This window comes from Saprospiraceae bacterium (genome assembly GCA_016715965.1).
Taxonomy (GTDB): Bacteria; Bacteroidota; Bacteroidia; order Chitinophagales; family Saprospiraceae; genus Vicinibacter.
Genome location: JADJXG010000001.1, coordinates 473,721 through 497,545 on the forward strand (window position 1 = coordinate 473,721; position 23,825 = coordinate 497,545).

General features: G+C 40.5%; 22 protein-coding genes. 19 read left to right on the top strand and 3 right to left on the bottom strand.

All coding sequences use genetic code 11. The features are described from left to right. Positions 1–13 precede the first annotated feature (13 nt). From IPM48_01740 to IPM48_01755, 4 genes are all read left to right on the top strand, one after another. A complete protein-coding gene (locus tag IPM48_01740) occupies positions 14–253 on the top strand; it encodes a GlsB/YeaQ/YmgE family stress response membrane protein (GenBank protein ID MBK9270294.1) in 240 nt (79 codons plus the stop codon). A gap of 145 nt (positions 254–398) precedes the next feature. Then, entirely contained in the window at positions 399–1,037 is a 639-nt protein-coding gene (locus IPM48_01745) for a YIP1 family protein (protein MBK9270295.1), read from the top strand. A gap of 18 nt (positions 1,038–1,055) precedes the next feature. After that, positions 1,056–2,138 (top strand): hypothetical protein, encoded by a 1,083-nt coding sequence (locus IPM48_01750; protein ID MBK9270296.1) that lies wholly within the window; start codon positions 1,056–1,058, stop codon positions 2,136–2,138. A 10-nt stretch (positions 2,139–2,148) separates the two neighbouring features. Beyond that, positions 2,149–2,565, top strand: coding sequence for a DUF1801 domain-containing protein (locus IPM48_01755; protein MBK9270297.1), 417 nt, complete (start codon positions 2,149–2,151; stop codon positions 2,563–2,565). Between the two features lie 184 nt (positions 2,566–2,749). Here the strand turns inward: IPM48_01755 and IPM48_01760 are convergent, their stop codons facing one another. Next, positions 2,750–3,865 (bottom strand): acyl-CoA desaturase, encoded by a 1,116-nt coding sequence (locus IPM48_01760; GenBank protein MBK9270298.1) that lies wholly within the window; start codon positions 3,863–3,865, stop codon positions 2,750–2,752. Between the two features lie 190 nt (positions 3,866–4,055). On the opposite strand from IPM48_01760, the gene IPM48_01765 reads away from it, so the two are divergent. From IPM48_01765 to IPM48_01825, 13 genes are all read left to right on the top strand, one after another. Beyond that, positions 4,056–4,424 carry a DoxX family protein gene (locus IPM48_01765; protein ID MBK9270299.1) on the top strand — a complete coding sequence of 123 codons (369 nt, stop codon included), beginning with the start codon at positions 4,056–4,058 and terminating at the stop codon, positions 4,422–4,424. Positions 4,425–4,653: 229 nt separating this feature from the next. Continuing rightward, positions 4,654–10,782, top strand: coding sequence for a gliding motility-associated C-terminal domain-containing protein (locus tag IPM48_01770; GenBank protein MBK9270300.1), 6,129 nt, complete (start codon positions 4,654–4,656; stop codon positions 10,780–10,782). A 120-nt stretch (positions 10,783–10,902) separates the two neighbouring features. Then, the gene (locus tag IPM48_01775) at positions 10,903–11,721 is read left to right on the top strand and encodes an AraC family transcriptional regulator (protein MBK9270301.1); all 819 of its coding nucleotides are present in this window, start codon (positions 10,903–10,905) and stop codon (positions 11,719–11,721) included. 61 nt (positions 11,722–11,782) lie between these two features. Next, positions 11,783–12,196, top strand: coding sequence for a DUF1761 domain-containing protein (locus IPM48_01780; protein ID MBK9270302.1), 414 nt, complete (start codon positions 11,783–11,785; stop codon positions 12,194–12,196). 12 nt (positions 12,197–12,208) lie between these two features. After that, on the top strand, positions 12,209–12,784 hold the full coding sequence (locus tag IPM48_01785; GenBank protein ID MBK9270303.1) for a DUF4287 domain-containing protein: 576 nt from the start codon (positions 12,209–12,211) through the stop codon (positions 12,782–12,784). After that, positions 12,781–13,743 carry a PD40 domain-containing protein gene (locus tag IPM48_01790; protein ID MBK9270304.1) on the top strand — a complete coding sequence of 321 codons (963 nt, stop codon included), beginning with the start codon at positions 12,781–12,783 and terminating at the stop codon, positions 13,741–13,743. The genes IPM48_01785 and IPM48_01790 overlap by 4 nt, the downstream gene beginning before the upstream one ends. 636 nt (positions 13,744–14,379) lie before the next feature. Further along, complete coding sequence (gene rplM / locus IPM48_01795) at positions 14,380–14,823, top strand: 50S ribosomal protein L13 (GenBank protein ID MBK9270305.1); 444 nt, start codon at positions 14,380–14,382, stop codon at positions 14,821–14,823. A gap of 7 nt (positions 14,824–14,830) precedes the next feature. Continuing rightward, a complete protein-coding gene (rpsI, locus tag IPM48_01800) occupies positions 14,831–15,226 on the top strand; it encodes a 30S ribosomal protein S9 (GenBank protein MBK9270306.1) in 396 nt (131 codons plus the stop codon). Between the two features lie 42 nt (positions 15,227–15,268). Continuing rightward, on the top strand, positions 15,269–15,979 hold the full coding sequence (gene rpsB / locus IPM48_01805; protein MBK9270307.1) for a 30S ribosomal protein S2: 711 nt from the start codon (positions 15,269–15,271) through the stop codon (positions 15,977–15,979). A 49-nt stretch (positions 15,980–16,028) separates the two neighbouring features. Beyond that, the gene (locus IPM48_01810; GenBank protein ID MBK9270308.1) at positions 16,029–16,865 is read left to right on the top strand and encodes an elongation factor Ts; all 837 of its coding nucleotides are present in this window, start codon (positions 16,029–16,031) and stop codon (positions 16,863–16,865) included. Between the two features lie 92 nt (positions 16,866–16,957). Further along, the gene (locus tag IPM48_01815; GenBank protein ID MBK9270309.1) at positions 16,958–17,665 is read left to right on the top strand and encodes a UMP kinase; all 708 of its coding nucleotides are present in this window, start codon (positions 16,958–16,960) and stop codon (positions 17,663–17,665) included. A gap of 1,115 nt (positions 17,666–18,780) precedes the next feature. Next, positions 18,781–19,410, top strand: a complete 630-nt coding sequence (locus IPM48_01820) for a DNA-3-methyladenine glycosylase 2 family protein (protein ID MBK9270310.1) — start codon at positions 18,781–18,783, stop codon at positions 19,408–19,410. Next, positions 19,407–19,865, top strand: coding sequence for a hypothetical protein (locus tag IPM48_01825; GenBank protein MBK9270311.1), 459 nt, complete (start codon positions 19,407–19,409; stop codon positions 19,863–19,865). Before IPM48_01820 ends, IPM48_01825 begins: the two co-directional genes overlap by 4 nt. Positions 19,866–19,979: 114 nt before the next feature. Here IPM48_01825 and IPM48_01830 read toward each other — a convergent pair whose 3' ends face one another. Together IPM48_01830 and IPM48_01835 are read right to left on the bottom strand one after the other, a co-directional pair. After that, positions 19,980–20,504 carry an OmpA family protein gene (locus IPM48_01830; protein ID MBK9270312.1) on the bottom strand — a complete coding sequence of 175 codons (525 nt, stop codon included), beginning with the start codon at positions 20,502–20,504 and terminating at the stop codon, positions 19,980–19,982. Then, positions 20,501–21,526, bottom strand: coding sequence for an alkane 1-monooxygenase (locus IPM48_01835; GenBank protein ID MBK9270313.1), 1,026 nt, complete (start codon positions 21,524–21,526; stop codon positions 20,501–20,503). Before IPM48_01835 ends, IPM48_01830 begins: the two co-directional genes overlap by 4 nt. On the opposite strand from IPM48_01835, the gene IPM48_01840 reads away from it, so the two are divergent. Further along, positions 21,521–22,582, top strand: coding sequence for a galactose mutarotase (locus IPM48_01840; GenBank protein ID MBK9270314.1), 1,062 nt, complete (start codon positions 21,521–21,523; stop codon positions 22,580–22,582). The genes IPM48_01835 and IPM48_01840 overlap by 6 nt on opposite strands. Further along, positions 22,579–23,769 carry an RsmB/NOP family class I SAM-dependent RNA methyltransferase gene (locus IPM48_01845; protein ID MBK9270315.1) on the top strand — a complete coding sequence of 397 codons (1,191 nt, stop codon included), beginning with the start codon at positions 22,579–22,581 and terminating at the stop codon, positions 23,767–23,769. The genes IPM48_01840 and IPM48_01845 overlap by 4 nt, the downstream gene beginning before the upstream one ends. Positions 23,770–23,825: the final 56 nt, after the last annotated feature.

Genomic DNA, 23,825 nt, shown 5'->3' on the forward strand with positions numbered 1-23,825 from the left:
AAATACTCATATCATGGAAATCATTTATTTTCTAATCATTGGGGCCATCTCAGGATGGCTTGCAGGGCAATTTTGGAAAGGATCTGGATTTGGGCTTCTAGGTAATATTGTGGTAGGAATCATTGGTGGATTCCTGGGAGGATATATCGCTGGGCAAACTGGTCTGGGCGGAGGTGGAATGTTGTGGCAAATTATCATATCTGCCGGAGGAGCCTGGCTCTTGCTGTTTGTGATCTCCTTGCTTAAAAAATAAAACCCGTCTCTTTTCAAAAAGATTGATGTTCCCATTTTATATTTTGTAACTTCTTATTCTTCAGAAGTGAATTACGCTACAATGACTCGGCCGATTGTAATTTACCCATCATATTGTTTTGTATTCTGCTGTTTAGTCTATAAACATGAATAAGAAAACTGATTCCATACTATATCTTAGTTGTTTCTATTCCCCTGCTCTTGCCTTTAATCAACTACAACGACGGTCCGATTCTATGCGTCTCGGTTATTTTTATATGTTGATTCCATCGATCGCTTATACTTCAATGTACATTTTTCTAACGATCGCCGAAGGTGCCCCATCTGTTTTTACTCCCTGGCTTAATATCCCAAAAGAAAATTACTATGCTTACAATCGGTTTTTGTTGGCTCCAAGTTTGTTCCTTGGCTGGTTATCAAGCTCTGCCATTATTCAAGTACTTGCCTTTGCAAATCAAGGAAAAGGAAGTTTCGAACAGACACTTCCTGCTGTAGGACTTGCCATCAGCGTGGCGATGTGGGGAGGATTGATCCACGATCTTCCCATGAGTATACTAAGTGCATTGGGTGTCATTGATGCCCGTCAGCACGAGATCGATATGAACTCACCGACCCTATTCAGAACCCTCCTTTGGATTTGTTATTCCATCTATTTAATTTATTTCCTGATCCTATTTACTTTAGCGATTCGGGTGGTACATCAAATGGGTTGGATAAAAAGTATATGGATAGGAGTTGTCGGATTTGTCCTCTTTCAAACTATTTTTTTCATCTTTTATCGCTGACCACCAATTAAGTCTTCTATGTTTAAATATTTAATGCTAATTTTTATCGTCTTACACTCATTCATTCACTTGCTTGGATTTGTCAAGGCCTTCCAACTTGCACAAGTACCACAACTCAGCAAGGAAATTTCAAAGACAATGGGAATTCTATGGTTATTGGCCTTTGTCCTTTTTGTCATGGCTGCTTACCTAATTCTAATGCAATATTCTTTAAGCTGGGTTATCACTGCTGCAGCAATTTTGGTTTCTCAGATTTTAATCTTTTCTTTCTGGAGTGATGCCAGATTTGGGACCATTGCCAATGTCATCGTATTGTTGCTTGCAATCCAGCGATATGGTTCCTGGAATTTTAATCAGCTCTATCAAAATGACCTATCAAACCAACTAATTCAGCAAAGAGCAATTGACTCTTCCATTATAGAGGAAAACGACTTATCACAACTTCCAATCCCGGTTAAGAATTACTTGATCAAATCGGGAGTCATCGGAAAACCAAAAGTGAATTATTTCAAGGTGAAATTTAAAGGACAAATCCGAAAAAATGATCAATCTGAATGGATGCCATTCACCTCTGAACAATACAACTTTATGAGACATCCTACCCGCCTGTTCTACATGAAAGCAGAAATGAAAAATATGCCCGTGAACGGGTATCATTGTTATAAAAACGGCCTGGCATCCATGGACATCCGTCTATTGTCACTCATTCGGGTTCAATACATGGAAGGAAATGAAATGAACGAGGCAGAAACAGTCACCTTCTTCAATGACATGTGTATAATGGCACCAGCTACACTGATCGATTCAAGAATTAAATGGCTTGAAATTGAACCATTGAAAGTGAAAGCTTCCTTTACCGTCCACAAGATCAGCATTGAAGCCTGGTTATATTTCAATGAGATGGGAGAACTCATCAATTTCTCATCCAACAATCGGTACAATGCGGATGCCGGTAGAAAGCTGGAATGGTGGACTCCCATTAAAAACTATAAATCTTTCAACGGCTTCCGATTGGCAGAAAACGCAGAAACGATCTACAGCTATCCAGAAGGAGACCAATGTTACGGGCAGTTTACCCTGACCCATATTGAATACCATTAAATCTTTCTTAGTGAAAATTATATCCGAAATGAATGTACCTTCCAAAAAGAGACCATCACCGTATGGTTCTGTAAAATTTAAATCTGTTGAAGAATATCATGCTGCTCATCCTCACGAAATACAAGTCATTCTCAAAGAATTGCATTCTGCCATCCAACAAATTCTACCTGATGCCATAGAACTGATTAGCTACAACATGCCTGCTTTTAAAATGAAAGAAATCCTAATTTATTATGCTGTCAATAAAAACCACATCGGATTATACCCGACACCTGGCCCGATCATAGCATTACAAGATGAGCTAGCAGATTTCAAAACTTCAAAAGGCGCTATTCAGTTTCCCATTCATCAAGCTCTGCCTATTGCGCTGATTCAAAAAATAGTGAGGATAAGGCTTCAGCAATACTTTGAAAAAATAGAGAAATAATTTGGGTATAACTTATCTACATACCTCCGGATGACACAGTACAAAGCTCAACAGGCCCTCACACTGAGTACCCCTTGATTCAAAATTAAAACCAAGCTTCCAATCATGGGATAGTGATTGGAAATTTTTAAAGTGCTTTAATTGAAATTTCTGTTGTATTGCCGCTTGTGGGGAAAATCCAGTCTCAGTTGATTGCCTCGTTTAAACTAGGCAGCCTCGAAAATCGATTTAGGGCCTGAATATGTGATCCAAGAGCTTTGAAAAAACTTTTGGTTTCCATATACGGGACATCATATTTTTTGCAAATTGGTTTTACGATTCTGGAAATGGCTGGATAATGAACGTGGCATACATTTGGAAACAGATGGTGTTCAATTTGATAATTCAAACCTCCGAGATACCAGGTCAAGAATCGATTCGAGGGAGCAAAATTGACTGTTGTATTCATCTGATGAATGGCCCAGCTTGTTTCAATTTCATTGGCATCGTTGGGTAAGGGATGCGCAGTACCTTCTACTGTATGAGCCAATTGAAAAACCACCGTTAGGATCACACCTGCCACCGCATGCATCAACAAAAATCCCACGACGACATGACTCAGTGGAACGGAAAAAATAAAAATGGGAAGTAATATTAAAATGCCAAAGTAAGCCAATTTGCCAGCGATAATCTTCAATAAAACCATTAGATTATTCAATCTGGAATTTTTATTAACACCATCGCGAATGTATCTGGCAAATTGCAAAAAATCTTTAAAGGTAGACCAATACAAAGTCATTATGGAATACAATGCAAAAGCATAAATAAATTGGAAGCGATGAAACCATTTTGGCTGAAAGTGTGGTGTTAGCTTTATAATCGCTTTATCCGCAATATCATCATCTACGTGTGCAATATTTGTAAAAGTGTGGTGCAAAACATTGTGTTGCAATTTCCAGTTAAAGATAGAGCCACCCAATAAATTAAGCGTATAACCCAACCATTTATTGACTTCTGGATTTTTGGAATAAGCACCATGATTGGCATCGTGCATTACACACATACCAATGCCTGCCATCGCAATACCCATGAGTACCCAAAGTAAATTGCTGATCAAAAAACCAGGGTTTAATAAAAGTATGGCCAGAAACGGAAATATATAAAGTGCCATCAGGACAATTGTTTTGACCACCATGGCAGAGTTGTAATTTTTAGACAGTTTATTCGAACGAAAATATTCATCCACCTCCTTGCGGATGGAAGAAAAAAAATTAGTTTTGTCATTCTGGCTATCTATAAAACGGATGCTTGTATTTCGCATTGAGCTGGCTTAATGTTGGTTTTATCGTATTTTCTAAAAGACCTTCAAATATACAGAGAAAACTCCACAATCATCCTTCATATTCAATAAAAACCCATTAAATTCTCCAAATGAAGAAGAAAACTGACTATTTTCATGTTTCCCGGTCTATTTCAAACAATGATCTATATTTGAGCCAAAATATCATTGCATGAATGTAAAAACAAAAAACACCCTCGGTTGGGTTCTTACTGTACTACTTACCGGATTTCTTGCCTTTAGCGCTTTTGGGAAACTGACCGGAGCAGAAGAGGCTGTTAAAGGATTTGAATCCATGAAACTCAACAAATCACATCTGCTTTTGGCAGGCATCATTGAGGTTTTGGGAATCGTACTTTTTATTATTCCAAGAACAGGGGTCATCGGGGTCCTTTTGATTATGGCTTATCTGGGAGCAACAGTAATGGCTCACTTACAGCTTGGACTTCCGGTGTATATCAACATTGGGGTTGCATTGGCCACAGTGTTGATCGGCAATCTCCGCTTTCCGGAAATTGGGAATCGCCTTCTGGGAAAATAATACCCTCCTAGATTTTAGTAGATCTGATGCTTCCGGTTTCAGCTGAATGAAGGAGGATAAAAATTTCAAATTGATTTTGTTCTCTTTAAGCGGAATTTATCATTTGATCAAATAAACTGGCTATTTCCCTATAAATTAAAGGAATTAGCCATGGATATTCGTTGTTTGAGAGCTTGAACTCAATGCAATAGGACCAGATTTATTGAATACTCCGTATCTTTAACCCGCTATGTTCAAGTGTTTTATTCTTGCATTCAGTTTTTTTGCGTTTTTTACCGGACAAGCTCAAGTGTGGATCGAGTTAAAGACCCCACAGGGTGTGGATCCTTGTCAAGGAATCCCTGTAGAAATCCGCATCGTCAATGAAGGCAACAGGCCTCTGCAACAAGCAGATATACAAATTAAAACGAGTCAGCACCTCAGTTACAGGGCAGGGAGTTTGGTATCTCAAGACGTGGTTCCGGGCAACATCCACCATCCGGAAGGACCTATTTTTACCTTAAATTTTCTGGATATCTGTGAATCCACCTCCTTCCAATTATGGTTGGAACATGGTTGTGCCTTGCAAAGCCACAATGACAGTTTGGAAGCTAATTTAAGTTGGAACCAGCTCCAATTTACTTCCGGAGTGAAAAGTTTCAGCATTTTCAGTCCCCGGATTTCAATTGTCAACCTCGGCATTGTGTATGATGAACCGAGTCAAACTTTTCGTAAAAAATACAGCATTGTCAACATCGGTCAGCTGGCATTGGAAAAATTTTCATTGTATGTTTCAGGCGATGATAAAATGAACATTCTCAATTCCAATATTGGGACACTGAGTAGCAATGGTGACAGCCTTAGTTTTGACCAAAATGATTTCAGCAGGATTGGAAATCAAAATTTGTTTTTTGAAAGAGGAGAAAGCATTGATGTGATTCAGGAAATCAGTCTGAATGCCTGTGAAACAGATTTCAGAATTTCACACAAACTATTGATTCCGTGTGGTGGTGATCAGTGTGAATATTCGGTGAATGAAAATGTCAAATTGCTTGCCATTGCAGGTACTCCAAGATTAGCCATCCTGCAGGACAGTCAGATTATTGCCACTCCATGTAAAAATGGAGAAGTCAATCTGAGAATTTTCAATACAAGCAACAATGGTAATTTTGATCTTGGCAACAGCGTTTACAATTTGTTTCTGAACATTGGTTGGTCCGTTCTTCAGGGAAATCAATATTCAGATCCGCTGCGGGACAATTGCCTTCGCATCACAGAGGTCAGGATGAATGGGAGATTGATTCCTCTTACCACCAATGGATTTAGTGGTTTTGGTCTTGATTTCAGAAGGCTAAACACTGACCCCGATGGTCCGGGCGGTCTGAGTGATATTGATCGGGATGGTTTTTTTGATGATTTGGATCCCAAAGACACCTTGAGGATCAGTGTCCGATATAGTCTTGATGCATCTTGTCTTGCACTGGGTTGTGATCGGGTGGTATTCGATACCAGAATTTTTAGGATAAAGGGTGAATTTGAAAACTATTGTAAGCTTGAAGGAGCCCTGGACAATTATATTTCTACGCACTCCTACCAATGGGGAAGATCCTCCATCAGCGGAATAAGTTTTAAGGGAGTGTACATCGATCAGGAGACAGATACCGTACAGTTTTCATTGTATAAAAACGAGAGAAATTTTTTAAGTCATTGCACCAGAGACAGTGCCGCGGTAAGAATCATATTGCCACCAGTGGCAGATTTACCTGTCGGAGCTGTCATTTTGGTCAATGGAAAACAGGTCAATTATCAGAAGAATGCAAATGTGATTACATTTAGCACCGATACCGCCAATTTTTCCGTTGTCTTTCCATTGCGATACCGTTGTGATCCTTCATCCGGATCAGGTAGCATCAAAACAGCCTGCACTTTTTGTGTTGGCACCGGAGGGCCCCGGTATAGCGTACGCATCGAAGCTGATTATTTTTGTGGAGACAATTGCTATCAGAGAATCCCTTTGTTTTGCGGCAATTCGCCCAATTTTATGTCTGTTTGCAATCCCAACGGAGGTGGACAAAATTCTCCGGGAAAGCTTGAAGTCAAAGAAATCAAATTTAAAAGAATCACTACAGGACATACAGATTCCAGCAAAATGACCAGAATTAATCCTGATGTTGATTCGATCCAGCACAACTACTTTTTTACCTACGATACTTTTCTGATGTACATTCCCATTCAGGTATTGTGCAATGCCAGTTTTTCCAACATCTTTTTCAGGATGGCCTATTCTCCCCGACTCTATTACAATCCAAACAATCAGGTGGACACGATTCGGGACATTCAATGGATTTCAGACACTTTAAAATATTTTGATGCGGAAACCAACCGATGGTCCACTTGCAGAAATCCTTTGGGTGCCGAATTCTACAGCCTCAATACCAATGTATTTTACCGCAATTTTGTCAGAGAAGTCAACCTGAGTGGACTCTTTGGAACATGTCTCAATGGCAGTCTCAGCAGAGCCGATTCCATGGTTTTTGTGATCCGCGCAGTCATTCCACACTCCGAATGGACTTCATGGACAAAAACTACCCTTTACGCCGATCTTACTTACAACCAGGACGGATGTAATTTGGGCAACAGGAAATCTGCCACCCTCAATATATTTTCAGGAAAACCTTCTGTGGGCGGAACCACACTGCGTCAGGATTATCTAAATGCCCCTGATCTCAGCAAAGTATCTCCTTTCCTTTCTGTCTGCGGAAATTTTAAAATTGAGACATCGCTTGATGCAGTTGGAACGTATGCAGAAAATCCGGATCCGTTTCCCAATGAATACAGACCCAGCTATTTGATTGAGGAGTTAAAAATTGTGATACCGCCATTTTTTGAATATTTGAACAATATCCCCAATTATGTTCGGATCAAGCGAACCACTCCTGCTCCCAATTTAAGATACGATACTTCCTATATCCAACCCAGCCTGAGAGACAGTTCGGGATATACCATTCTGGAGTTTTCGAGATTTAATGAGAATGAAGATTTTGAACTTGTGCAGCATTCATTCTATTTCTACGTCAAACCGGAATGTTATGTATCGCATTCTGACACCATCAGGGTTTATAAAAAATTTAAATACCTTAGACATCACCCCGATCCGGCCATGCACCCTGATTTATACAATCTCGCCAAATATCCAGTGAATACTGCAGGTGTGGAGGCCAATTTCGCTTATACCCAAAAACAAATTCTAAAAGATACATTGGTGAGCTGGACCTTTGATCTGACTTCCAAAAACAATAACTCCACACCGCAGCGATTTTTTACCTATAAGAATGTATGGTTGTTGTTTGAAAACATTTCCGGCCAAATCGTTATTGACAGTTTGGTCGAATATGATTCTACAGGCAATAGAATCAAGCATCTTGCAAGAACGTTGGCACCCGGAAAATTCGTGTATGAATTGGACAGCTTATACGGCTTGCGAAGATTCGAAATGTTTACCCGATTTAACCATTGTCTCAAAGATTCATTGGTGCTTTATTCTGGAAATTCATGTGTTTCGTATCCTTCGGACTATGATGCGATTGCAGGAAAATGCAAAGACTATGTCCAAAGACAGGTTCTGCATTACGAACCCGAGGAGTCTTCCATTCGACTTGAATTGATTGCACAACCCAATGATTCTATTGCGCAACCCTGCGATAGTTTTCAATATGAGGTGTTGGCATACAATTCCGGATTGGGGCACAGCTTCAACAATCGTTTTCATTTTAATGCTCCGCGTGGATTGATTTTACGGGAGGCATGGTTGGAATATCCCAAGGACAGTTTTCATTTATTGCCTGCACCACAGTTTTCAGGGCAAGGTGGTAATTATTTTTGGGACATGAATGCCAGTTTGTTTCCATCAGGAATTCCCGGATTTTATAAAGTGGATGAGAATTATTTCACCATCCATTTCAGCTTTGATGGGAATTGCGATTTGGAAGATGGGCAATCGGCTTCATTTTATATGCTCTCCTCCAATGTGTGCAATCAGCAACAAAGATCTGCAGTTGTGAGTTCTGATCCCTTCCATTTTAACAGAAACCAACAAAATACCGAAGATCTATATGACATCCGATTGAGCTTTTCAGCCGATCAGGCATGCGGCAACCAGTTCAGGGCCCGCTGTGTCCTTTTTTCGAAAAATGACATCGCAAACAGCGTCAAACAAAAATTGTATTTTATTTATGCCAAAGAACTGAGTTTTATTCCTGGCAGCTTCAAAGGCATCCGCCATGTGGATGACAGCTCTTCCAGATTCTATTACCTCGATGGTTTGGAATCTGTGGAGGTACCTCTTATCGGTCCAATACCTTTGGGTGACAGTGCAGTGTTTGAGCTGGAGCTTGAGCGCACCTGCATTGAGCTCTGTAAAACCACCAATTTTCAACTTTTGCTCAATTCTGAAAAAACAGTCGATTGTGCAGGAGCAACAGGCGGTGTATGCGAACAATTGTTGGAGGTACAACAATGGGCATTTGATGACATTGAATTGAGCCCAAAAATTAAAATTTTGGATTCTGAAGTTCGCTCTTCGAAATGGGTGGGTGGACAGGAAATTCTACAGGTAAAATATTTACTGGAAAATAAATCCCCCTTTACCGCAAAAACTGACTATCAGGTCCGCTTTTATTATGATGCCAATCTCAACGGTGTATTGGACACAGGAGATGTCTTGACATATACCGATGTGCTGAGTGGATTCCTTGTAGAAGGTATGTCTCAAAGCTGGCACGAATGGGTCAGTCCAGTACCAGGACTGCATTCCTGTCATTTAATAGCCTTGGTTCATCCGTTGGACAATCCATGTCTTTGTACTGCGGATACCCTCTTGTTGAATCCTGCCTTGATCACAGGTGAGAGTCAAAGAAAGAGAATCTGTTATGATCAGGATTTGCAGGTCGGTTTTGAATCGATACCCAACTATATCTACCAATGGCAACAAGCCGACCGTGTGGACAGAATCGATCAATCGATGGTTTGGTACAAATACCCCGGACAAATTGCAGCTGGCAGTTCAATGAATGATACCCTGTATTTAATGGTGGGAAAATCACAGCAGTGTTTTTTTTATGATACGGTATTTATTGAAATCTATAGGCTCGATGCAAATGTTTCACAAGTGGATCAAATTCTTTGTCATGGCGATGCATCGGCTTCAATTCGAGCGGAGGGCATTGGAGATGCAAACCAATGGAATTTTGAATGGGAAAACAGAACTGAAAAGACGGCTGAGTTAAAAAATCTGGGACCTGGAATTTATCGCGTTAAAGTTACAGATGCATCTGGATGTGCCGCTTTTGATTCCATTGCCATCAGTGAACCAAGCCCTATTGTCTCTGATTTGCAAATTAAAAGCAACTACAACGGTTATTCCGTGAGTTGCCACGGAGCAAAAGATGGAGCTGTGCATTTGGAAATAAACGGAGGTACTCCAGCACATACCTATCTATGGTCAAAAGGAACCGGCATAGATTCAATCACGGGTCTAAACGCAGGTTGGATAAAGGTGAAAGTGTTGGATAAAAACAATTGTCCGGCAGAAGATTCTGTTTTACTCACACAACCTGATCCCTTGATTTTAAATGCATCCGCAAGTCCTGCGGGCTGTGGTGAAAATTTTGGTGGCAAAGCAGAAGCATTCATTTCCGGAGGGGTTCAGGCATATCGGCTTCTTTGGAATAATGGTGACTCCAGCTCCCAAATTAGAAATCTCCAAAGCGGAAAATACACCATCGAAGTGACAGACGCAAATGGTTGCAAAACTCAAAAGGAAGTAAGGGTAGCTCAGCTTCCAGACCCTTTGGTATCCGCCAACATCAGTGATACAACCATTGAATTTGGGGCCAGCGTCCGATTAAACGCATGGACCAATGCTGTCAAACCCATTTATGAGTGGTCTCCATCGACAGAACTGTCGTGCTCCAATTGTCCTTCGGTCACGATTGCTCCTACACAAGATCAATTGATCCGCTTGATCGTCACCGATGAAAATGGTTGTAGCGGGGAGGCCTTTTATCAAATACGTGTGACTTTTGTCAAAGATGTTTGGGCTCCCAATGTATTTTCACCCAATGGTGACCAGGTCAATGATCGCTTTACCATCTACGGCAAACCTACCCTTATCAATATTGACAAATTGCAAATCTACGATCGTTGGGGCGAGCTTGTTTATGAAGATTACAACCTTCCGCCCAACGATGCCAACTATGGCTGGAATGGAACATTCAGAGATCAGGCGCTGACTCCGGCTGTCTTCGTATATGTCGCCCATGTCAGGTTTGTGGATGGTGAAATTCGCATGCTCTATGGAGATGTGACCTTGATTCGATAGTTATTCAATGCATAGAAAATTGAACGAATATTATTCTTTGAATAAAGAATCATTCTTGCTATTACTAAATAATATTTAAATACAATGTCTTTTTAAAAGGAGTTCCGACGATTTAATAAAATGATTTTTCAAATTTATTTTCCCAATGATCCTTTAAGTCAGTTTATAGAAAGTTTCTACTTTTATAAGGATCATCATCCAAATCACTCTTACGAAAGATACCTTCCGGATGGTAATGTCACTCTGATTATTGATCTGACAGATGATCCGAAATACATTTATGACGATGTTCTTTTAACGGAAAAACAAATTTGCCGGAATGCATGGTTCTCGGGTATCAGAAACCAATACATTACGATTCCATCTGGCAAGGAGAGCGAAATGTTTATTGTCAACTTTAAGAAGGGGAAAGCTTACCCATTTGTAAAAGCTCCTATGGATCAATGGACCAACATTGTAGAAGATGCATCCTATGCACTTTCCGGAGATATTTTGGATCTTAGAGATATTCTCAGAGAAACCTCAGAGATTTCGAAAAAATTTTTATTGTCTGAAGCATTCTTTTTAAATCAATTTCAATCCAAACTTAAGGAGAATCCGTTTGTGGATTTTACTGTAAATAGAATTTTGCAATCACCCCATCAAACCACCATTCAGCAGATTTCAAAGAAAGTAGGGTTTTCTCAAAAACATCTGATCAAAATGTTTAAAGAACATGTTGGCTTGACACCCAAAGCCTTTCTAAAAGTGATTCGCTTTCAAAAGGTGATCCGGGAAATTGAGCAAAAACAGCCGATCAACTGGACGGATATCGCCCTTCAGAGCGGCTACTATGATCAGGCACATTTTATTCAGGACTTTAAATTATTTTCAGGATTCACTCCAAGCCAATATTTACAGATGCGAGGCGATTATCAAAATTTCGTAGCTTTGGAATAAGGTAAATTTTTTCCAATACATCCTATTCTGCTCCTTCTACCTTTGTCCTAAAAAGAAGGAGATGGAATTTACACACATTAATCACTGGGCTGTCTTTTGCTGTGCAGCCTTCAACCTTGTTCTAGGTGCTGTTTGGTATTCACCTTTACTTTTCTATAAAAGCTGGCTTAATGCAAACAAACTGACTGAAGAAGACATTGCCAAGAATTTTAATCCTGCCATCAGCTATGGCCTTGCATTTGTTATTTCATGGCTCATAAGTTACAATTTGGCTTTCTTCCTTGCCGATGAGTCCACCGATGCCATCTGGGGTGCATCTGCTGGTTTTCTTGCCGGATTCGGTTTTGCAGCTGCTATTTTTGCAATAGTTGCGATCTTTGAGCAGCGTCCCTGGAAATACATTGTCATCAATGGTGGCTATATCGTAGTTTATTTTACCATCATCGGATGGATCCTAGGATTCTGGAAAGCATAAAATCACTTAAATATGTCGAAATCACCAGCAGAGTTTGAGAAAGAATTTTTGGATTCACTTTCATCCAAAACCGGTAAGAAATTGGAGGATTGGATCCAAATCATGAAAAAATCAGGATTTGAAAAAACCAATGATCTGATTGAATACCTTAAAACAAACCATTCGATGAACCACATGCAAGCGCAACTTCTGACAGGTATTTATTTAAACGGGGGCAAACCCGTTTACATGGATGAAGACCAACTGTTGGAAAATCAGTTTGCAAAATGTCCTGAAATGAAGGGGCTATTCCACCAACTTTCCGATTGGATTATTACCCATTATCCGGATACCAAACTGATTCCCAAGAAAACTTATCTTTCATTTACAGCTTCCAGAGAATTCGCAGCAGTCAATGTAAAATCTGGTGAAATCAGACTTGGTCTGGATCTGGGAGATTTGCCATTTGAAGGCCAAATCCAAAAATCTAAACTCACAGGACCCATGCCAAGAATATCACACATGTTGGTATTGAAAAATTCTGATTTCATTGATAAAGAATTGAGCAATCCTGTGCGTTTATCCTATCAAAGAACCCATAAATTATGAAAGGATCTTTTATCCAACTTTTGTTCTTCTGTATAATCATTACGGTCCATTCACAAAACCAGAGTCTATCCAATGCCCTCAGCAGTGACTACAAGATAGCATACAATGTTTTTATCCCTGATAGCACCAAAGATGACTGGGAGATTATGTGCATGACCCTGGATGGTTCTGACAAAAGAAATATCAGTCAAAATCCGGATGTGGCCTGGACCTATCATTCCTATGGAAATAAATTATTTTTCATCAGCGATCGCGATAGCTGTTATCGCTGTTTTTATTTATACGAAATGGATGCCCAAGGTCAACAGGTACGGAAAATATCAGATTTACAATTGGAAGATAGCTGGATGAGCACACGCGGAAATGGTGAAGAAATCATTGTCACTGGCAGAATTGGCAAAAATATTCGCCACCAGTTGTTTATCATTCATGTCCCAAGTGGCAAGTTTCGTCAATTGACCAACGACACTACAGCCAGATATGGCGATCCGTGTTTTTCACCCGATGGAAATAAAATTGTTTTTTCGCTCAAGAAGAATAAAAGAGACAAAAGCAGCCATGAAGAGTTGTTTCTGATGAATAGTGATGGATCTGATGTGAAGCAATTGACACATTATCCCCAAGACAATCCTTCGGCGAAAGAATATGGCTACAGAGCTGGGGCTGCACGCTGGCATCCATCAGAAAATTTTATCAGCTATGTTTCAAAACAAAATGGGAGACACAGCATTTTCGCCATTACACCTGATGGTAGCCGAAAATGGAAACTCATCGAAAACGAGGCTTCAGAAGGCTGGCATGACTGGAGTCCTGATGGTCAATGGTTGACCTACAACGGATCAGATCATGCCGAAAGCCAGTTTCATATCTATCTTATGAAATGGTCCAGCAAAGAGACAAGGCAGCTGACGGACAATACCTACAAATCGCAACTATCTCCGGTATTCGTTAAAAAATAAGCAAGCATATTATTCTAATAAAGAATGAACGATCGGTTCTGAGACGGATACAAGGGGGTAGTTTCAAGGCTGATCAAGCTATAAAATTAAACGCCAATCCATCTGGTAAATCTTGAATGAAAAGTGTTTGCTCAGCTCGCTTCAATCTGATGTTCAGAATATTCGATAGATCTTTGTGCCGTAAAAGAATTATGGTTCAATCCAAGAATGGTCAATGGGATTCAGGCAATGGTGTTAAAGGTTTTGAGGCAACACTTTGCTGGCTTAGAGCATACGTCCCTTTCAAAATTGGCACCAGAAATGCAATTTTAATACCTGTCTTGTGCTTTTGTCCATTGATTATATCTGAAAACTTCTATTTGCATTTTAGCTCTGGCTAACTATTATTTTGCAAGTGTCGTATGGCCTTAAGAAATCAAATGAAACACAGATTGAAATGCAATAAGAATGGCTTATTTTAATCTTTTGGCCCTGCTGTCAATCCCAACAATTTTCAAACAGATTCCAAATTTTCCCTCTTTTTCAGGGATTTACAAAATTTTTTTTGAAAAAAGATTTCATAATTGTGGAATGGAATCTTACCTTTGCCGCTCCTTAGAGCTAAGGAAAATTGATTTTTAATCTAAATTTTTGAAAGTGAATACTTTAAGTTACAAAACCAGCCACACCAGACCGGAAGATGTCCAAAGAAAGTGGTATCTGATCGACGCAGAGAATCTTGTGGTCGGTCGAATGGCTTCCAAAATCGCCCATATCCTGAAGGGCAAGCATAAAGTGGACTATACTCCACACATCGATTGTGGGGACAATATCATTGTTATTAATGCCGAGAAAGTTCGCTTTACCGGAAAGAAAATGGATGACAAGGTGTACACTACTTACAGCGGATACCCCGGGGGTCAGAAGGCTTTTTCCCCTCGCCAACTGTTGGACAAAAGACCCACCAGAGTGGTTGAAGTAGCTGTTCGCAAGATGTTGCCTAAAAATCGTCTGGGTGACGCCATGTATAAAAAATTATTTGTTTACGCAGGTCCGGAGCACTATCATCAGGCTCAAAAACCTGAAATCATCAATCTATAAATCATTTATGGAAATTATCAACGCAGTAGGAAGACGGAAAGCGGCAGTTGCCCGTGTCTATCTCAGCAAATCTGAAAGTGCCGGACAAAGCATTGTCATCAATGGCAGAACATTGGATCAGTATTTTCCCATCAAGGAAATTGCCCAAAAGGTGATGGATCCGGTAAATACCATTGAAGGAGCTTCTGGTTTTAATTTTAAAATTAACGTCGACGGAGGTGGCTTAAAAGGACAGGCAGAAGCCATCCGAATGGCGATTTCCAGGGCTTTGTGCAAAGTGGATGCCGACAATCGCAGCCCTTTGAAGGAAAAACATTTTCTGACAAGAGATCCAAGAGAAGTCGAGCGCAAAAAATTCGGAAGACGCAAAGCGCGTAAGATCTCGCAGTTTAGCAAGCGTTAATTTTTATTTACACATTTTATCAAAGCTTACCAAGAAAAAATTATGGAAAAACCATCATATCAACAAATGCTTGACGCGGGTGTACATTTTGGTCACCTCCGCAAAAAATGGAATCCCAAAATGCGCCCCTACATCTTTAAGGAGCACAAGGGAGTTCACATCATAGACCTCAACCGCACTTCAGACTGTATGGAAAAAGCGGCGGCCGCTTTAAAACAGATCGCCAAGTCCGGCAAAAAAATCATGTTTGTAGCCACCAAAAAGCAAGCTAGAGAAATCGTCTCCAGAGTGGCTCAAAGCATCAACATGCCTTATGTGACCGATCGCTGGTTGGGTGGGATGATGACCAATTTTGCAACGATCCGTCGTTCCGTCAAAAAAATGAACAACATTGAAAGAATGCTGACCGATGCAACGGTCACGAATATCACCAAAAAAGAAAGGCTTACACTAAGTCGCGAACGCATTAAAATGGATCGCGTATTGGGTGGTATCGCCAATTTGAATCGATTGCCTTCAGCCATTTTCGTGGTAGACATCATGCACGAGCACCTGGCCATCCAGGAAGCTGAAAAATTGGGTGTAAGAACATTTGCCATGGTGGATACCAATTCTGATCCCAATTTGGTGGACTTTCCGATTCCGTCCAACGACGATAGTTCTAAATCGATTGAACTGATTGCCGGCTATCTGGCCAATGCCATTAAAGAAGGTTTGGCTGAAAAAGGAAGCGAAGAACAATCAGAATCTTAAACAATACAACTGGAATACCCATAGTCATTGATTCAATAAAAATATAAAAATGAGTTTCACATTATCAGCAACAGATGTTAAAAATCTAAGAGACGCCACCGGTGCAGGAATGATGGACTGCAAAGCAGCACTTACTGAAGCCGAAGGCGATTTCGAAAAAGCGATAGAGATTCTGCGCAAGAAAGGTCAAAAACTTTCTATTAAAAGAGCAGATCGCGATGCCAAGGAAGGTGTTGTCATAGCAATGGTCAACGATACCAAGACCAGAGGAATCGTGGTCAAATTGAGTTCAGAGACCGACTTTGTTTCTAAAAACGAGGATTTTATCAATACCACCAAGAAAATTGCAGAAATCGCTTTGCAAAATTTTCCGGCTGACCTGGAGACCCTCAAATCGCTTCCCTTTGACGGAAACGTCAGCATTGGCGATAAGACCACTGATCTGGTGGCCGCCATCGGAGAGAAAATTGAGTTGACCAATTATGAAAAAATGGAAGCTCCTCAGGTAGAGTACTACATTCACATGGGCAACAAAGCGGGTGTATTGATTGGCCTCAACAAAAGTGGTGAGCAATATACCAACGCAGGTAAGGATGCTGCCATGCAGGTCGCTGCCATGAAACCCGTGGCCTTGGACAAAGCGGATGTAAATGCTGACATCATCGCCAAAGAAATTGAAATTGGCAAGGAACAAGCACGTGCTGAAGGTAAACCCGAAGCCATGCTGGAAAAAATTGCCCTGGGTAAGCTGGAGAAGTTTTACAAGGAATTTACACTTCTCAATCAACAGTTTGTAAAGGACGGTGGACAGACCATTGCGTCCTACTTAAAATCAGTGGACAAGGATCTTACCATTATAGGGTTCAAACATGTCATGTTAGGTTAATCCAATCATATTTAAAAAAAGCGAATGCCAAAACATTCGCTTTTTTTTTGTCAATCATATTACCCAATCAAATAAATAACTCACACCGGATTATGGCAAAGTTTAAAAGAATCTTACTCAAACTCAGCGGTGAGTCCCTCATGGGAAAACAGCAATTTGGCATTGACCCCATTATGCTGAATTATTACGCCGAACAAATTAAAACCATTGCCAAACAAGGGGTGGAAGTAGCCATCGTCATTGGGGGAGGAAACATCTTCAGGGGTCTGGGTTCTGATTCAGGTATAGAAAGAGTCCAGGGAGACTATATGGGCATGCTGGCTACCTGTATCAATGGTCTTGCTTTGCAAAGCTGCCTGGAATCCCATGGGGTCTATACCAGATTGATTTCTGCCATCGAAATGAGACAAATCGCAGAACCATATATCCGGAGAAGAGCCATACGTCACCTTGAGAAAGGCAGAATTCTGATTTTTTCCGCGGGCACGGGAAACCCTTATTTTACCACCGACTCGGCAGCAGCACTGAGAGCCAGTGAAATCAATGCCGATGTCATCCTGAAAGGAACGCGTGTGGATGGCATTTATGACAAGGATCCGGAAAAATTTCCAGATGCCAAAAAATACGATTCCATCAGCTTCGACGAGGCCATCAAAATGAATTTGCAGGTCATGGACATGACGGCTTTCACCATCTGTCGTGAAAACAAGATTCCCATTTTGGTATTTGATATCAACAAAGATCAGAATTTGTACCGCATCGTTGAAGGTGAGAAGATTGGGACGACGGTGGTGATTTAGCGGCAATAAGCGCTATTGAAATTGCATTTTCAATTCTTACATTAAATATGTTTTTTAGCCGGAAGGTTTCATTGTACTTTTTATTCTTACTTTCTTTTGTGCAACTGAATGATCCAAACTGAAAGCTTGGTAGCATGCGACAGCGCTTTATGTGAATGAGCCGCGAAAGCGAACGATCTACGCGGAAAGCTTAGTGAAGCAGGACACTGCGACAAGTGAAGGAGCGTGTAAACGAGAAGCAAAGAAAAACCACCGGCTGGGCCTCTCGCTCACCCATCATCACTTCTGCCGCTGTGCTAAAAAAACTCACACCTTCGTTGCTCAAACATGAAGGAACATTTCGAAGCAAACTCGCTGGTTTAAGCGAGTTAGTGACTGAACCGAGCTGCTAACCACCTCGGAGATTATACACCAAACAAATATAAAATATAAGCTCACTTACGTGCTCCCTCACTTCGAGCACTGTCGTACTCGACCTTTCGGGATCGTTCGGTAGGTTCCCGAGCTGCAAAGCCCTAGGCCGGTTCTTAAAGCCAGCTTTTCGTTCAATTTAAAAATTTACAGAATTAAAATTAAAGTAGGAATAGTTCTAGGTTGTAAGCGTTGACTGAAAATATTCATTTATATCAAATAACACAAAAAATAGTTACTTACAATTGAATCCCGTGTATTGTCAGCAAAAACCAGCGAAAGGTTTGGAGAGCGGGAAACCCAGTCCTAAAGTACCCTTTAGGACGCCCGCTCGCAAAACCTGGTCACGCCGCCTTAGGCGTGATCGCCTTTTTTGGTGACGAGTTTTCTTTGCTTACTTTCTTTTGCAACCAAAAGAAAGTAAGAATTATCATTATGAGAAAAAAAGTTTAATTGCAGCACGAACGTTTGGAGCAATCCATGTTAATTAGATCTCTGTGTGTTCAATTGGAAAAAATACGTTTTTGCGGTACCGCCTTTGGCAGCACAAATTTGTAACTGCGATTCAATACTAGTTTTATAGAATACAAGATCGAAGTCACAGATTTATGACGCCGTGGCGTTATTTCAATCAATTGAATTCGATGACAATTATTGAACTCTATCTCTTTTCATTCATTAATTTTACCATTTAATCAGAAACAATGAATTTCTATTATAAAAAAATGATCGAAACCCTGTCCAAAGACAAAACCATGGCCATGATCATCGATCAAATCCCCAAAGAAAGACTCCATTTAAAAGAAGCCAACGGAATGGTTCGGGAAGACCTCATCTCTTCCATTATCAGCCAGCAACTCGCTGTAAAAGCTGCAAAAGTTATTCACCAAAGATTTTTGGATTTATTTCCGAGGGGTTTTCCCTCCAATACAAAATTGCTGCAGACTTCCGTCGAAGACTTGAGATCCTGCGGATTGTCGGGACAGAAAGCATCTTACATCCTCAACATCGCCGAACATTTTCAAAACAACAAATGGAAAAACGAAGATTTCCATGACATGGGAGATGAAGAGATTATCGCTAAACTCACGGCCATCAAAGGAGTTGGAAGATGGACCTCAGAGATGGTGTTGATCTTTTGTTTGGGGAGACCGGATGTGTTTGCGGTGGATGATCTGGGCATCCAAATGGCTATGATCAGGCATTATGGGCTTGAAGGCAGTAAAAAAGAAATATTGGAAGCCATGAAGAAACGAGCAGAAAAATGGAAGCCTTACCGTTCGGCGGCTTGTCTGTATCTTTGGGCAGCCAAGGACCAAAAAATAGAAATATGATTGCAAGTGCCGCCTTTGACCAAACCATCATTCAGTTTGAAAATAAGCCAAAGGAAGCTGAAAGGCTTTTGGACAAAATCGAAGCAGAGCACGAACTGCTGCTCGATATTCTTGTGGGAACCAACGCCGAATCCCTCACCGATGACGAAGCCGACTATCTAATCTTTCTTTTTGCTGCACTTTTTGAAACCATCCGCCGCGAGAAAGGGATCAAAGAATACGATCAAAAACAAATTGAAGACGCAGAAGAAAAAGCCTGGGAGATCATCAACGAACAAAAAGATTTTGAAAAGTCTGTTGAAAAGCTGTACGAGATCAGTGAAGAAAAAGACGCCGTCGAATTTATCGAACTGTCCCTCGGTCCAGACGATGAAAACGAGTACAACATCACCGACACAGGTCGTTTGATTATGTTGGCGGTGTTGGCGGGAGAGTTGATGGTTTTTACGGATTAGGCAAACAGCTTCAATATTCATAAGCCAAATATCAAACTGGGGAAATTCCTTTCCCTTGTTGCAATGATATTTTGGAGCTCCAATATACGTTTGTAATAATTAAATAGGATCAGCTTACCTCGATATCAAATAAAACTCTGTCCGGCGGTTTAACTTTCGTCCGGCTGCGGTTGCATTGTCTGCAATTGGTTTTGAGGATCCAAATCCTCTGGACATGACTCGCTCGACTGAAATGTTATTTGAAAGTAGAAAATCCCTGCAAACTTGTGCCCGCTTTTCTGATAGTATTTGATTCTTCATAGAATCTCCTTTGCTGTCCGCATGCCCTTCAATGCTCACCATGGTCTCTGGAAATTTTTGCAAGGTTTGAAGGAGTTCTTCCAAATCTTTTCTTGCAGATTTACTTAAACTTGTTTTACCACATTTAAAATATAGGATTGTATAAGCATTGGAGGTTTGCAGATTTTTTCTCTTGGATTCAAATTTTTCATTTCTGACTAAATCAAGAATAATAAAAGCTGCAAGTTCTCTTGAAAAAAGAGGGCAGCTGTTTAAAATCATCAATAGACAAAAGATGAAAATATTTACTTTTATTAAAAATATTTTCAATCCAATTTTAAATAATTTTTGCTCTTTCATTCCCGGTCGATCAAGTGATTTCTGGTCTTAAACCATAGTGGTGGAATCAAAGCGGTGAGCATACTTCCTGGATAACCCACGGGCATCTTGGGTGATTTCGAACGAATGTTTAAATTGGAAAAATGCCTGGTAGAATCCATGTGATGGTCCGAATGTCTCGTCAATTCAAATAGAGCCAATCTCCCCAACAAATGATCCGAATCCCAGGAATGTTCTTCTGCCACTCTTTCATATCGATCGGATGATTCTTTGCCGCGACTCAATCCATAATGTTCAATATAATTGACCGTCTCCAGCAGTAAAATTCCTATGATAGAACTTCCCAAAAAAAACAAAAGTCCTTCCAGTGAAAAATAAAAATAAATGAATACATAAACACTGACTTGCACAAACAGATAAATCAATATTGGATTTACAAAGATCCAACTGTCTCTGACAAACTGCTGTCCGATTTTAAATGCACTTACATAAGATTGCGTGATGCTTCTCCACCAAAAAGCATACAAATTTTCATTGTATCTCGCACTGGCAGGATCTTCTGGCGTCGATACTTTTTTATGGTGGCCGAAATTGTGTTCAATAAAAAAATGCAAATAGCTCGAACAACACAAAAGTAAATGCGCAAAAAATTTAAAAATCGCCGATTTTCGATGTCCCATCTCATGGGCTACATTGATGCCTAAAATACCATTGCATAGTCCAACTGCTATAACCATACCGGACACGTCGGTCCAATGGTAATTATTGTGTTGTAATAGATTTAAGGTCTGCCAATGGATCCATGGTAAAATAAATACGGATGGCAAGAGCATCAGATCAAATATCCATTCATCGCCCTTATACTCATGTCGAATATTCCGAATGGGTATCCAAAGTTCCAATAAGGGAATGATGGCAAATACATAGATCAATGTACTCCACGCCCAAATACCGGCCCAATACAAGGCGAACAAGGTCGTCAGCGGTACCGTGTAAACGAATAAATATTGGAGGGGAACCAATGTCTGGGTTAATTTGTGCATAAAGCTTTACCTTTGTTGATGGTAACCGAGGAGCCGATTCACTTACAAAATTACACAAAAACGCTTTCTGAAGGCAAGATCCATGCATATTTGTTGCACAACGATCAGATCCGGGTTCTCATCAGCAATTACGGTGCAAAAATCATCAGCCTTTGGTTTCAGGGCCAAAAAGGAAATTGGATAGACCTGGTAGCAGGATATGATTCCATCGACGAATATCTCACGGGTTCGGCGTATTACGGCGCTATCTGTGGCCGTTTCGCCAACAGAATAGCCAATGCAAGATTTACACTAAATAATAAGAAGTACCATCTGGATGCAAACCACGGCAGGCACATGCTTCATGGAGGTTCATTGGGATTTCACAAAAAAATTTGGCAGGTACGTTCGTTTGGAGACGATCATCTACGCTTGGGTCTGCATAGTCCGGATGGTGAGATGGGTTTTCCGGGAAATCTAAATATTGAACTGAACTACGAACTCAAAAATTCAACACTTCATATCCAATATTTGGCCAAAACGGACAAACCCACGTTGGTCAATCTCACCACCCATTCTTATTTTAATTTACAGGGACATGGAGATATACTGGCACACCAACTTCAGCTAAATTCAGAGTCCATCACTGAAACCGATTCCGAAAAAATTCCAACAGGTCAATTTATTTCCATCGCAAATACACCATTTGATTTTACAAAACCAAGATCGATTGGAATACAAGAAAATGGAACTATCAAGACAATTGAATATGACCATAATTATATTTTGAAAGATCATTCCTTTGCAGCCATCTTGTCTTCCTCTGCTTCGGGGATACAAATGAAAGTTCACACCAGCCAACCTGGTTTGCAATTGTATATCTGCAATTGGGGAAAGAAAACAGATCATGGAAAAAATGGCCAGATCTATCGCGAGCATTCTTTTGTTTGCCTAGAACCACAACATTTTCCGGACAGCCCCCATCATGCACACTTTCCATCCACTGTCCTGGAACCAGGAAATACCTATGCCCATTGGTGCAGTTATGGCTTTGAAAAAATAAATCCAACACCATGAAGTATCACAGAATATTGGTAGAAGCGGTCATCACCGGCATTCGACAAGTGATGTACCACAACAGCTATGCTGACAAGGTACTTCAAAAATTATTTTTTGAAAACAAAAAATGGGGAGCCAGAGATCGCGCCTTTGTTGCAGAATCTTTTTATGACATTCTTCGCTATTATCGATTATACGAATTTGTCTCCGGACAAGCGAACAATACCAACGTCATCGTTGCGGTCTATTTTCAAAAAAAATATGGCGATCTGCCGGAATGGATTCAGCTCAGCGAAGAAGACCATGCGTTGATCCGGCGACAGTGGGAACGCTCCAAAGATATTCGTGCCATCAGAGAATCCATACCGGATTGGATGGATGAAATGTGTGCATCAGAAATTGGGGAAAATTGGGATCGGGAAATTGCCGCACTCAATGAAGAAGCAAAAGTGGTGCTTCGGGTCAATACTATAAAATGCAGCATTGATCAACTTCAAGACGCATTAATAAAACAAGGTATTGAAAGTCATCGAGATCCCCTCTACCCTACTGCTTTAATTCTTGAAAAAAGAATGAATGTTTTTCGTCTGGAAGAATTTAAAAAAGGATGGTTTGAATTGCAGGATGCTTCCTCACAATTAGTCGCTCCGTTTCTTGCACTAAAGCCGGGAATGCGGGTGGTGGATGCTTGCTCAGGTGCGGGAGGAAAGTCGCTTCACATAGCAGCTCTTTTAAAAAACAAAGGCCAGCTCATCTGTTTAGATACAGAATCCTGGAAACTGGATGAATTGCGCAAAAGGGCCAGCCGAAATGGCGTTGATCTCATCCAAACAAAAATCATCGAAGATCAAAAAACCATCAAAAGATTACATGGGACTGCAGATCGCTTGTTGCTGGACGTACCTTGCAGCGGACTCGGCGTTTTACGCAGAAATCCGGACGCCAAATGGAAACTGAGTCAGGAATTTTTGGATGAAGTTCGCTTGTTACAAAAAGATATTTTAAACAGATACTGCAAAATCCTAAAACCCGGAGGCAAGCTGGTCTATGCTACTTGTAGCATTCTGCCCTCTGAAAACCAAAACCAGCTGCAGCATTTTTTGGAAAATCATCCGGAATTTAATCTGGAAGAAGAAAAAATCATCTCACCCTCGGTATCGGGCTATGATGGATTTTATATGGCAAGATTGAGTTTTGAATTGTGAATTTTTTGCTTGTTATAAAAATTATAATATAATATAATATTATAATATATAATCAA

Excerpts from the sequence above, each read along its gene's own strand:
- IPM48_01740 (MBK9270294.1), top strand. The coding sequence starts at position 14 with ATGGAAATCATTTATTTTCTAATCATTGGGGCCATCTCAGGATGGCTT.
- IPM48_01745 (MBK9270295.1), top strand. The coding sequence starts at position 399 with ATGAATAAGAAAACTGATTCCATACTATATCTTAGTTGTTTCTATTCC.
- IPM48_01750 (MBK9270296.1), top strand. The coding sequence starts at position 1,056 with ATGTTTAAATATTTAATGCTAATTTTTATCGTCTTACACTCATTCATT.
- IPM48_01760 (MBK9270298.1), bottom strand. The coding sequence starts at position 3,865 with ATGCGAAATACAAGCATCCGTTTTATAGATAGCCAGAATGACAAAACT.
- IPM48_01765 (MBK9270299.1), top strand. The coding sequence starts at position 4,056 with ATGAATGTAAAAACAAAAAACACCCTCGGTTGGGTTCTTACTGTACTA.
- IPM48_01770 (MBK9270300.1), top strand. The coding sequence starts at position 4,654 with ATGTTCAAGTGTTTTATTCTTGCATTCAGTTTTTTTGCGTTTTTTACC.
- IPM48_01775 (MBK9270301.1), top strand. The coding sequence starts at position 10,903 with ATGATTTTTCAAATTTATTTTCCCAATGATCCTTTAAGTCAGTTTATA.
- IPM48_01780 (MBK9270302.1), top strand. The coding sequence starts at position 11,783 with ATGGAATTTACACACATTAATCACTGGGCTGTCTTTTGCTGTGCAGCC.
- IPM48_01785 (MBK9270303.1), top strand. The coding sequence starts at position 12,209 with ATGTCGAAATCACCAGCAGAGTTTGAGAAAGAATTTTTGGATTCACTT.
- IPM48_01790 (MBK9270304.1), top strand. The coding sequence starts at position 12,781 with ATGAAAGGATCTTTTATCCAACTTTTGTTCTTCTGTATAATCATTACG.
- rpsI (MBK9270306.1), top strand. The coding sequence starts at position 14,831 with ATGGAAATTATCAACGCAGTAGGAAGACGGAAAGCGGCAGTTGCCCGT.
- rpsB (MBK9270307.1), top strand. The coding sequence starts at position 15,269 with ATGGAAAAACCATCATATCAACAAATGCTTGACGCGGGTGTACATTTT.
- IPM48_01810 (MBK9270308.1), top strand. The coding sequence starts at position 16,029 with ATGAGTTTCACATTATCAGCAACAGATGTTAAAAATCTAAGAGACGCC.
- IPM48_01815 (MBK9270309.1), top strand. The coding sequence starts at position 16,958 with ATGGCAAAGTTTAAAAGAATCTTACTCAAACTCAGCGGTGAGTCCCTC.
- IPM48_01820 (MBK9270310.1), top strand. The coding sequence starts at position 18,781 with ATGAATTTCTATTATAAAAAAATGATCGAAACCCTGTCCAAAGACAAA.
- IPM48_01825 (MBK9270311.1), top strand. The coding sequence starts at position 19,407 with ATGATTGCAAGTGCCGCCTTTGACCAAACCATCATTCAGTTTGAAAAT.
- IPM48_01830 (MBK9270312.1), bottom strand. The coding sequence starts at position 20,504 with ATGAAAGAGCAAAAATTATTTAAAATTGGATTGAAAATATTTTTAATA.
- IPM48_01835 (MBK9270313.1), bottom strand. The coding sequence starts at position 21,526 with ATGCACAAATTAACCCAGACATTGGTTCCCCTCCAATATTTATTCGTT.
- IPM48_01845 (MBK9270315.1), top strand. The coding sequence starts at position 22,579 with ATGAAGTATCACAGAATATTGGTAGAAGCGGTCATCACCGGCATTCGA.